Source organism: Streptomyces sp. McG3, from assembly GCF_018619185.1.
Taxonomy (GTDB): domain Bacteria; phylum Actinomycetota; class Actinomycetes; order Streptomycetales; family Streptomycetaceae; genus Streptomyces.
Genome location: NZ_JAAXYC010000312.1, coordinates 1 through 9,172 on the forward strand (window position 1 = coordinate 1; position 9,172 = coordinate 9,172).

The window sequence follows — 9,172 nt, forward strand, 5'->3', positions numbered from 1 at the left end:
CCCCAGCACCCGCCCCTCTCCTGGGACCGGGCGCGGGCGGTCGCGGCGCGGGCCGGGCGGGCCGCGCCGCTCGCGACGATCCGGTTGCCGCTCGACCGCGCGCTCGGGCATGTGCTGGCCGAGCCGCTCGGCGCGCTCACCGATCTGCCGTCCTTCGACACCTCGGCCATGGACGGCTGGGCGGTCGCCGGACCGGGGCCCTGGGCGTTCGGGGCAGGGGCGGGACTCCTCGCCGGACGCGGCCCGGCCGCCGGACTGCCCGACGGCACCGCCGTACGGATCGCCACCGGCGCCCGCGTCCCGCCCGACGCCACGGCGATCATCCGCAGCGAGCACGCGCACGCCGACGAGGCCAAGGGGCTGCTGCACGCCCGGCGGCCGGTGGTCGCCGGGCAGGACATCAGGCCCCGGGGCCAGGAGTGCCGCTCGGGGGAGCAGCTCGTTCCGGCCGGGACGGTCGTGACCCCGGCCGTGCTCGGTCTCGCCGCGGCCGCCGGGTACGACGCGCTGCCCGCCGTGCCCCGTCCGCGCGTCGACATCCTCGTCCTCGGCGACGAACTGCTCGCCTCCGGCCTGCCGCACGACGGGCTCATCCGGGACGCCCTCGGCCCCATGCTCGGCCCTTGGCTGCGGGCCCTGGGCGCCGAGGTCTCCGGGACCCGCCGCCTCGGCGACGACGCGGAAGCGCTGCGCGACGCCCTCAGCGCCTCCGACGCCGACCTGATCGTCACCACCGGCGGCACCGCCTCCGGCCCGGTCGACCATGTGCACCCGGTCCTCGACGCCCTTGGGGCCGAACTCCTGGTGGACGGGGTCGCCGTCCGCCCCGGCCACCCCATGCTGCTGGCACGGCTGCCGGCTGCCGGACGGCAGAAGCGACAGCCGGAGCGGCAGTCGCAGGGACAGCCGGAGGGATCGCCGCAAGGGCAGTCGCAGGGACAGCCGAAGGGGCAGCCCCAGGGTCCGCCGGACGGGCCTTATCTGGTCGGGCTGCCCGGCAATCCGCTCGCGGCCGTATCAGGCCTGCTGACGCTCGCGGAGCCGCTGCTCGCGGGGATCGCGGGCCGCCCCGCCCAGGACGCGTACCGGGCCCTCGTCCATGCGGAGGTGCACGGGCATCCGCACGACACCCGCCTCGTCCCCGTGGTCCACCGCGCGGGCCGGCCGGGCAGCCGGGACCACGTCGCGCCGCTCCGCTACAACGGGCCCGCGATGCTGCGGGGCATCGCCGCGGCGGACGGACTGGCCGTGGTGGAGCCGGGCGGGGTACGGTCCGGCACCGAGGTGGAGATTCTGGATCTCCCATGGGCCCCGGCGACGCCGTGGACGGAAGGGTGTTTCACGTGAAACTTCCCGGCCACGATGCGATGGCCAGGCGAGCCGAAGAAGTGGTCGTGCCGACCCGGGTGATGCTGCCCCGCCGGGTCGTCGACGGCCCGGCGCGCCAGGTCGGCAAGCGCCTGCTGATGGCGCTGCTCGTGCTGGCCGCGACCGTGCTGATCGTCTGGCTCGACCGCGGCGGCTACAACGACAACGCCGACGGCAAGGTCGATCTGCTCGACGCGGTCTACTACGCGACGGTCACCCTCTCCACCACCGGGTACGGGGACATCACCCCGTACAGCGACGGGGCCAGGCTGATCAACGTGGTGCTCGTGACACCGCTGCGCGTGCTCTTCCTGATCATCCTGGTCGGCACCACTCTCGAAGTCCTCACGGAACGGACCCGCGAGGACTTCCGGCTGAAGCGTTGGAGATCCAACTTGCGTGACCACACCGTCGTCGTCGGCTTCGGTACGAAGGGCCGCTCGGCGATTCTGACGCTCTGCACCACCGGTCTGCGGAAGGACCAGATCGTCGTCGTCGATCCGGCCTCCAAGGTGATCGAGGCCGCCAACGCCGAAGGGTTCACCGGCGTGCTCGGCGACGCCACCCGCAGTGATGTCCTGCTGCGGGCCGAGCTCCAGAAGGCGCGTCAGATCATCATCGCCACCCAGCGTGACGACACCGCCGTCCTGGTGGCCCTGACCGCGCGTCAGCTGAACCGGGGGGCGAAGATCGTGGCGGCGGTGCGCGAGGAGGAGAACGCTCCCCTTCTGCGGCAGTCCGGCGCCGACGCCGTCATCACCAGCGCCAGCGCCGCAGGACGGCTGCTCGGCCTCTCCGTCCTCAGCCCCAGCGCGGGCACCGTGATGGAGGACCTGATCCAGCAGGGCAGCGGCCTCGACCTGGTGGAACGGCCGGTCATAAAGGCCGAGGTGGGCAAGAACGTACGGGAGACGGACGACCTCGTCGTCAGTGTCCTGCGCGGGCACCGGCTGCTCGGCTACGACGACCCGGCGGCCAGCCCGTTGCAGCTGACCGACCGGGTCATCACCATCGTGCGGAAGAGCCCCAGCTCCACCCCCTTGCAGAACAACTCGATGCCGCCGCGCCCCTGAACACGGGCCGCGCCGGAGTAGCCTCGCGGCCATGCATGCGATCACGATTCCCGAACCCGGCGGCCCCGAGGCGCTCGTGTGGGCCGAGGTGCCCGATCCCGTACCCGGTGACGGCGAGGTCCTCGTCGAGGTCGTCGCCTCCGCCGTGAACCGTGCGGACGTGCTCCAGCGGCAGGGCTTCTACAACCCGCCGCCCGGCGCGTCCCCCTACCCCGGCCTGGAGTGCGCCGGCCGGATCCTCGCGCTCGGCCCCGGGGTGACCGGCTGGGCGGTCGGCGACGCCGTGTGCGCGCTGCTGGCGGGCGGCGGCTACGCGGAGAAGGTCGCCGTTCCGGCGGGCCAGCTCCTCCCCGTACCGGAGGGCGTCGACCTGGTGGAGGCCGCGGCGCTCCCCGAGGTCACCGCGACGGTGTGGTCCAACGTCTTCATGGTGGCCCACCTCCGCCCCGGCGAGACCTTCCTGGTGCACGGCGGCTCCAGCGGCATCGGCACGATGGCGATCCAGCTGGCGAAGGCGGTCGGGGCCCGGGTCGCGGTCACGGCCGGCAGCCCGGAGAAGCTCGCCCGGTGCGCCGAGCTGGGGGCGGACATCCTCATCAACTACCGCGAGCAGGACTTCGTCGAGGAGCTGCGGGAGAACACCGCCGGTTCGGGGGCCGACGTCATCCTGGACCTCATCGGCGCCAAGTACCTGGACCGGAACGTCACGGCGCTCGCTGTCAACGGCCGCCTCGCGATCATCGGCCTCCAGGGCGGCGCCAAGGGCGAGCTGAATCTCGGCGCCCTGCTGACCAAGCGGGCCGCCGTCACCGCGACCTCCCTGCGGGGCCGCCCGCTCCACGAGAAGGCCGCCATCGTCGCCGCCGTACGCGAGCACGTGTGGCCGCTGATCGAGGGCGGGGTGGTCCGGCCGGTGGTGGACCGGGCGCTGCCGATGGCGGACGCCGCCGAGGCGCACCGGGTGCTGGAGTCCAGCGCGCACATCGGGAAGGTGCTGCTGGCCGCGCCGTCGGCCGGCGCCTGAACCGTGAACGGACAGGCGGACGACGACCTGACCCGTGGAACGGATACCTGACTCCGTGAACGGGCCGCACGCACGACGAGGGGCCCGGCGCACACCGTGATGTGCGCCGGGCCCCTCGTGGTCGGTCCTCGGACTTCAGGAGGCGGATACGGGGTTTACAGATACGGGCCCGAACGGATCGGGCCGTGCGGGTCCGCGCCGCCTTCCTCGTCCTCGTGTCCGGTGCCGGGCGGCAGGGCGCGGCGCATCTGCTCCAGTTGGGCGCGGGCGGCCATCTGCTGGGCGAACAGCGCGGTCTGGATGCCGTGGAACAGGCCCTCCAGCCAGCCCACGAGCTGTGCCTGGGCGATCCGCAGCTCGGCCTCGGAGGGCACCGACTCCTCGGTGAACGGCAGGGACAGCCGCTCCAGCTCCTCGACCAGCTCGGGCGCCAGGCCGTCCTCCAGCTCCTTCACGGAGCTGGCGTGGATCTCCTTGAGCCTGACCCGGCTCGCCTCGTCGAGAGGGGCCGCCCTGACCTCCTCCAGGAGCTGCTTGATCATGCTGCCGATGCGCATGACCTTCGCGGGCTGTTCCACCATCTCCGTCACCGGGACCTCGCGCGACTCGTCGTCACTGGCACCGCCGCCGATAGCCATTCCGTCCTGGCCCACGACAAGGACCTGCGGGTGCTCCTGCGACCGGTCATTCCTCGGCATTTCCATGCCGCCATTGTCTCGCACACGTGCCGTACCCCACGTTGGTGCCCCCGAGAACGCAAGATCCACCGTCTTCGGGGGCACCGAAAGCCTTCCGGCGGCACCGGAAGCGCCCTTCACCCCGCGCGTCGGGTCAGGGTCAGCCGGGAGCTGGTGAGGCCGGCGGCGAGCAGTCCGGCGAGCACCGGGACGACCAGGGCCAGCAGCCCGATGGTCTCCCACGGCATCACGATCGGCGTGTAGGCCGACTCCATCGGGTCCTCCCGCATGTCCGCGAGTGCCGCGCGCAGGTCGGTCAGCCGCAGGGCCACCGCGGGCACGAGCCCCGCCGCCGTTCCCAGGAGCACTCCGGTCAGGGCGACGACCAGGCACTGGAAGCCGGACAGCGAACGCCGTACACCCGGGGGCGCGCCCACCGCGCTGAGCGTGGTGAGGTCGGCCTCCGCGTCGGCCTTGGACAGCCCGGTCGTGATGGCCGCCGCGCCCAGGGTGACCACTCCGGCGAAGAGGGCGAGGATCAGCAGGATCGTGTCGTCGTCCGTCTGCGGCATCTCGTTCTCGGTCATCAGGTACGCGCGGTTCCCCGCCTGCTCCAGCGCCGCGTGGGCCGCCTGGTTCTCGGCGTCCGTGGGATCGCGGTGGAGCGTGTAGAAGCTGCCGTAGTCCTCGACGTGCAGGCCGAGCCGCTCCGCGGTGCCCTTCGGCATGATCATCCGGATGCCGGGAGTCGCCGCGTAGCGGTCCGGTGCGACGTACACCTTCAGCTGGTCCGTGCTGGTACGGGCCTTTCCGGGGTGCAGGGCCCGCATCTTCTTGTCGCGGTCGTTGTAGATGTGCGCGGCCTTGAGGGTGACCTCGCCGTTCTTCGCGTACGCCGGGTTCAGCAGGACGGGAACGCCCTCCGCCAGGGCCTTCGCCGCCGCCGGGTCGTCCAGCTTCACGTACGAGGCGAGCATGTCCGCGCCCCCGACCACGATCTTGTCGCTGCCGGTGCCGAACGCGGTCATGGTGTAGTTCTCGTCCATGCAGGCCGGGGAGTTCATCAGCCGCTTGTGCTCGTCCGCCGAGATCCGCAGGGCGAGCTCCTTGGCGCCCTTGCCCTTCAACGGGCAGGAGTGTCCCTCGCCGGTGGGCTTGACGAATTCGAGGGTGCCGCAGCCGTTCTCCTCCTCGTAGTAGACCGAGCAGTCGCTGCCGGCCCATACCCGTCCGATGTCGGCGCGGGCGCCGCTGACCGGGAAGTTCTGCTCGACGGCGGACCGTGAGCGGGGCAGTTCGGCGTCGTCGCCGACGTCGGCGGCCATCAGCGCGGCGGTGCCCGGCGTCATGTTGGGCACATGGTCGTACGCCTGCTCGGCGGCGTTGCTGCTGGTGTACGTGGCGATGGCGACGCTGCCCGCGACGGCCGCCATCACGGCGGCGACGGCGGGTGCGGTACGGCCCCGGTTGCGGGCCGCGTCGCGCAGGGCGATACGGGGCGTCAGCGGGAGCCTCCGGCCGAGCCGGCCGAGGAAGCCGACGATCACCGGGATGCAGCCGAGGACGCCCAGTTCGGCGAGGACGGATCCGCCGGCGACGAGGTTGGTGCTGCCGTTGACACCGCCGTACACCGCTACGGCGACACCGGCCGCGAGCGCGACGGCGCCGATGACGGGCAGCGCGCGGGAGCTGCGGCGGGTGCCGCGCCGGCCGGTCAGCGACTCCAGGACGGACTGGCGGCCCGCGACGATCGCCGGGGCGAGCGCGGCGAGGACGCCGGTGACCAGGCCGAGCACGGCGATGCCGAGGATCTCCCAGGGCTGCACGGTCAGCTCGCCGAAGCGGCGGCCCGTGAAGTCCTCGATCAGCGGCCGGAACAGTGCGGTCAGACCGAACCCGGTGGCGACGCCGGCCACCGCGCCGACCCCGCCGAGCACCGCGCCGCCCGCGAGCACCACGGCCCGGACCTGTCCCCGGCTGCCGCCGCACGAGCCGACCAGGCCCAGCTGGCGCCGCGAACGGCGGGCGCCCACGGCGAACGCCGGACCGGCCAGCAGCACGATCTCCAGGACGGCCATGGCGGCCACCGTGAGGGCCGCCGCGGTCAGCTCCGCGTCCCCGTCGTAGGTGTTGCCCATCATGGCCGCCATCGGGACCTCGGAGTCCGGCGGCGGGTTCAGGGCGACCTGGCGCGACGTGACCACCACGCCCTTCTCGTTGGCGGCGAGGACGTCCTGCCAGGTCACACCTGCGGGCGGGCCCTCGACCAGCCAGTCAGGGTCGGTCGCCTGGGGCGGCAGGATGTCCTTGTCGCCGTCGGCGGTCTTCTGCCAGGGGGCGATGACCGCGCCGGGGAGCGCGTACAGGGCGTCGGCCCGCAGATCGGCGGGCAGTTCGACCGTGCCGGTGAGGGTGTAGGACTGGTCGGGGCCGCGCACGGTGACGTCGTCGCCGATGGACAGCCCGGACGCCTCGGCGAACTCCTCGGTCGCCGCGATCTCGTTCTCGGCCCGGGGGTAGGCGCCGTCGGTCAGCTCGATCCGGCCGCGCAGCATCGGGTCGGCGATGCGCAGCTCGGTGATCTGGGTGTCGGCGATGCCGTGGCGGGTGGTCACCGACGCGGGCACGCTCCGCTCGGTGAGATACCGCGAACCCTCGGGGAAGGCCGCGGGCACGTCGACCGGCTTCGCCTGCTGCTCGGGGGTCGGGTCCGGGGCGCCATCGGGGGTGCCCCAGTTGACGCCGTCGGGCATCTGCTGCAGCTTCATCGGGCCCAGGCCCGTGGCCGAGAACCGGGCGTCGGCCGACCCCAGCTCCCCCGTCAGCTCCTCGGCCTTGGTGGGCAGGGCGCTGCGGTAGGTGAGGTCGGCCGCGGTGACACCGAGGACCGGCAGGGCGATCATCGCGACGACCAGGGCGCTGCGGCCCTTGGCCCGTGCGGCGTCGCGCCGGGCTATGCGGAAGGCGGCGCGCCAGCCGGGGAGCGGGTTCACGTGGCGGCCTCGGCGGTTCCGGCGGAGAGCAGGGAGTCGGCCCCGGTGGTCAGCGTCTGGTCGACGATCGAGCCGTCCCGGAGGAACACGACCCGGTCGGCCCAGGCCGCGTACCGGGGCTCATGGGTCACCATGACGCCGGCCGCGCCCTGGTCGCAGCGGGTGCGCAGCAGGGCGAGGACGGCCTCGCCGGTTTCGGAGTCGAGCGCTCCGGTCGGCTCGTCGGCGAGCACGAGGCGCCGGTCGCCGACGAGGGCGCGGGCGATGGCGACGCGCTGCTGCTGGCCGCCGGACATCTCGTCGGGGAAGCGGTCGGCGATCTCCTCCAGCTTCAGCTCGGCCAGCGCGGCGAGGGCCTCCTTGCGGGCCTTGCGCACGGAGACGCCGTCGAGTTCGCGGGGCAGCGCGATGTTCTCGGCGGCGGTCAGGGCGGGGATGAGGTTGTAGTCCTGGAAGACGTATCCGACGCTGCGGCGGCGCAGTGCGGCCATCCCCTTCGGGCCGAGGGCGGCGATGTCCTGGCCCTCGATGACCACCTGGCCGCTGGTGGCGGTGTCGAGCCCGCCGGCCAGGGTCAGCAGGGTGGACTTGCCGGAGCCGGAGGGGCCCATCACGGCGACCAGTTCGCCCGGGTGCACGGTCAGCTGGATCCCGCGCAGGGCGTGCACCTCGGCGATGCCGGAGCCATGGGTACGGGTCAGCGCCCGCAGTTCGAGTACGGGGCTGCCGCCGGGCGTCCCGGAGGACGGCGGGGGCGGGGGTGTGGCGGACGAAGGCATGGTGGGTGGTTCCCCCCTGGGAACGGACGGGGTCGGGTGGGGGCGGCGGGCGCCCCGGAGTCGGGCGGCGGTGCCGGGACGGGCGCCCGCCGGTGCTGCGGGCGTCGGCGTCAGCGCCTGGACCGGGCTCGGCCGGCCAGTGAGCGGGCCGGACCGCGGGTGGCCGCGGGGCCGGGCCCGGCGGAGGGTTCGGTCGCGGCGGCCTCGGCGAGGCGGACGAGCCGGGACTCGCAGTGGTCGAGCCAGCGGGCCTCGGCCTCCGCCTGGAAGATCAGCTGCTCCACGACGAGGAGCCAGGCGACCTCGTCCCGGTTGGCCGGGACGTCGGCCAGGGCCTGGGCCTTGAGGCGGGTGTAGTCCTGCATCGCCTTGAGCGTGTGGTGGCGCTGGGACTGGATGACGTCGCGGATGTCGACGCCGGGCGCGCCCACGGCCATGGCGAGCTTGATGGCCAGTTCGTCGCGGGGCGGACTGGTGCGGTCCACGGGCGTCTCGAACCAGCTGCGCAGCTCGGTGCGGCCGTCGTCGGTGATCGCGTAGAGGTCGTGCCCGGCGTCGTCCGAGCCTTCCTGGACGACCATGCCGTCGCGCTCCAGGCGGCTGAGCGTCGTGTAGACCTGCCCGACGTTCAGGGGCCAGGTGGAGCCGGTGCGCGACTCGAACTCGGTGCGGAGCTGGGACCCGTATCGCGGGCCCCGCTCCAGCAGGGCCAGCAGGCCGTGGCGAATGGACATACTGAGTATGTATACCGAGTATGTTCGTCCTGGCAAGTCCCGTCGGCACGGTTCGGGGCAGCGCGGCCCGGGGTCGCGACGCTCAGTTCGCCCGACGCATACGGAACGCGAGGAAGCCGAGCCCCAGCCCGACCAGCGCGATGCCCGTACCGAGCGAGACCTGCTGCACCCGGCGCACGGACGCGGCGTCCAGAGCCTGTCCGGACCGGGGCCCCGGATCGGTGAAGGCGCTGGGCGGCGGGGTGGAAGCGGGCAGGTCAACCGGTTCTGCGAGGTCCGTTCCGGGCTCGTCCTCCGGCACCGGCTCCTCGGCCCGCGCCAGCTCCAGCGGCGTCAGCGAACGTCCGGGACGCGCCTTGCCCGCCCCGGCCTCGCGCCCGGCCAGCGGGGCGGTCGAGCCGGATACGTCGGGGGAAGCGGAAGGGGAGGAGGCGGAGTCCGGCGAGTCGGACCCGGGCCCGGCGGGGGCCTGCGCGCCGTGCCCGGTCGCTGACGGGGAGGACGGGGCCGGGCCGGTTCCCGAC

At 73.5% G+C, this 9,172-nt stretch carries 7 protein-coding genes and 1 pseudogene; 3 read left to right on the plus strand and 5 right to left on the minus strand.

All coding sequences use genetic code 11. The features are described from left to right. The 3 genes from HET64_RS32330 to HET64_RS32340 form a co-directional block, all read left to right on the plus strand. On the plus strand, positions 1-1,347 hold a 1,347-nt coding region (locus tag HET64_RS32330), incomplete at its 5' end, for a molybdopterin molybdotransferase MoeA (RefSeq protein WP_215110710.1). After that, complete coding sequence (locus HET64_RS32335; RefSeq protein WP_215110711.1) at positions 1,305-2,441, plus strand: TrkA family potassium uptake protein; 1,137 nt, start codon at positions 1,305-1,307, stop codon at positions 2,439-2,441. The genes HET64_RS32330 and HET64_RS32335, both read left to right, overlap by 43 nt. A gap of 31 nt (positions 2,442-2,472) precedes the next feature. After that, a complete protein-coding gene (locus tag HET64_RS32340; protein WP_215110712.1) occupies positions 2,473-3,465 on the plus strand; it encodes an NAD(P)H-quinone oxidoreductase in 993 nt (330 codons plus the stop codon). Between the two features lie 155 nt (positions 3,466-3,620). On the opposite strand, the gene HET64_RS32345 is transcribed toward HET64_RS32340, so the two are convergent. The 5 genes and pseudogenes from HET64_RS32345 to HET64_RS32365 form a co-directional block, all read right to left on the minus strand. Then, on the minus strand, positions 3,621-4,169 hold the full coding sequence (locus HET64_RS32345; protein ID WP_026290403.1) for a bacterial proteasome activator family protein: 549 nt from the start codon (positions 4,167-4,169) through the stop codon (positions 3,621-3,623). Positions 4,170-4,279: 110 nt separating this feature from the next. Then, on the minus strand, positions 4,280-7,135 hold the full coding sequence (locus HET64_RS32350; RefSeq protein WP_215110713.1) for an FtsX-like permease family protein: 2,856 nt from the start codon (positions 7,133-7,135) through the stop codon (positions 4,280-4,282). Continuing rightward, positions 7,132-7,914 (minus strand): ABC transporter ATP-binding protein, encoded by a 783-nt coding sequence (locus HET64_RS32355; protein WP_215110714.1) that lies wholly within the window; start codon positions 7,912-7,914, stop codon positions 7,132-7,134. Before HET64_RS32355 ends, HET64_RS32350 begins: the two co-directional genes overlap by 4 nt. A gap of 110 nt (positions 7,915-8,024) precedes the next feature. Then, on the minus strand, positions 8,025-8,648 hold the full coding sequence (locus tag HET64_RS32360; RefSeq protein ID WP_215110715.1) for a PadR family transcriptional regulator: 624 nt from the start codon (positions 8,646-8,648) through the stop codon (positions 8,025-8,027). An 82-nt stretch (positions 8,649-8,730) separates the two neighbouring features. Further along, positions 8,731-9,172: pseudogene (locus HET64_RS32365) on the minus strand (hypothetical protein); the annotation flags it as partial.

What these genes read in the sequence shown, in the direction of transcription:
- HET64_RS32335 (WP_215110711.1), top strand. Translation starts at nt 1,305, where the DNA reads ATGGGCCCCGGCGACGCCGTGGACGGAAGGGTGTTTCACGTGAAACTT.
- HET64_RS32340 (WP_215110712.1), top strand. Translation starts at nt 2,473, where the DNA reads ATGCATGCGATCACGATTCCCGAACCCGGCGGCCCCGAGGCGCTCGTG.
- HET64_RS32355 (WP_215110714.1), bottom strand. Translation starts at nt 7,914, where the DNA reads ATGCCTTCGTCCGCCACACCCCCGCCCCCGCCGTCCTCCGGGACGCCC.
- HET64_RS32360 (WP_215110715.1), bottom strand. Translation starts at nt 8,648, where the DNA reads ATGTCCATTCGCCACGGCCTGCTGGCCCTGCTGGAGCGGGGCCCGCGA.
- HET64_RS32345 (WP_026290403.1), bottom strand. Translation starts at nt 4,169, where the DNA reads ATGGAAATGCCGAGGAATGACCGGTCGCAGGAGCACCCGCAGGTCCTT.